General features: G+C 63.9%; 2 protein-coding genes. Both read right to left on the bottom strand.

Going from position 1 to position 1,113, the window contains the following annotated elements; all coding sequences use genetic code 11:
• On the bottom strand, positions 1-269 hold a 269-nt coding region (locus B5X69_RS20755), incomplete at its 3' end, for a beta/alpha barrel domain-containing protein (protein ID WP_483881686.1).
• Positions 270-330: 61 nt separating this feature from the next.
• The coding region (locus B5X69_RS20750) for an RHO alpha subunit C-terminal catalytic domain-containing protein (RefSeq protein WP_281250962.1) at positions 331-1,113 on the bottom strand (783 nt) is incomplete at its 5' end.

The raw sequence follows: 1,113 nt of genomic DNA, 5'->3' as shown, positions 1-1,113 counted from the left end.
GTCGGCCGGATCGCGTCCATCAGCTTGCGGTATTCGTCGATGATGCTGTCGTCGAGACTGGCGAGCGAGGGCAGGCCGGTCGGGTGGGTGCTGGCTGCTTCGAGGAAGGTCAGCCCCACCCCGCCACGCGCCCGCGCCAGGTGATAGTCGATGTGGCGCTGGGTGATCGGACCCCAGCTGAAGCTGGTGCCATGGGCCGAGCGGACGATGCGGTTCGGAATCTCGACGTCGGCGATCCGGATCGGCTTGAAAACATGGCTTAGTGACATACGCCCCTCCCGGCGGGTCTGCCCACCGACTTTGCTTTGAACTGCGTTCCGACCGATGGCGTCAGGGCGCAGCGATGTATTCGCCCAGCGTCCGGTGATAGTGGCGCACCCGGGAGTCCTGGTATTCCGCGAGGTTCAGCTGCTTGTCGCGTGCGGCGCGCATCCCGGCCTGGATCGCGCGGATATGGGCGCAGTCCTGGTCGAGAATTTCGCCGAGCACGCCCAGCGCATTGGCCAGCGGCTCCTCGAACTCCTGGATCACGGGGGTGGCGGAAGGCGGACGCTCACCCTGGAACGGGGCCAGGATGATGATGTCCATCAGGCACTGGTTCGGATCGTCGTCGAGCGGACGGAACCGGTAGAACAGAGGGTAAGCCAGGGTCGGCCAGGGCTGGAAGTTAGGGAATATGGAGTAGAACACCGCGTCGATGGCACAGGCAGTGTCGAGGTCGGACAGATCCACCTGCAATTGCTCCGCGAGCATGTCGGTATAGATGCGACCGATCACGTCGCGAGGCGTATCACCCTCACCAAGCGTCGCCGCCGGGGCGCCGACCAGGTGCTCGTAGCCGGGCATGTATTCTTTGATGAAGCGATCGACGATCTGCTGGTCGGAGATCGGATAGGACCCGGATGAGGTCGGCATGCCTACCGGCGTCAGGGTGCGGCTGAAGTGCCGCTTACCCGGCCAGACGTCGTACTGGGCCTGCTCGACGCCGGAGTAGGCCGCGGTCTGGGGATGGACGTTCTCGACGTGGAACGATTCGATGAATGCGTCCATCACGGTTTTCCAGTTGCCCGGCATCTTCTTGATGACGTGTGCCGACTTGTAGCGCCCGGTCAG

Source organism: Sphingopyxis flava, from assembly GCF_900168005.1.
GTDB classification, from domain to species: Bacteria; Pseudomonadota; Alphaproteobacteria; order Sphingomonadales; family Sphingomonadaceae; genus Sphingopyxis; species Sphingopyxis flava.
The sequence above is the reverse complement of the archived record's forward strand: the minus strand, read 5'-3'. Positions and strand labels throughout refer to the sequence as shown.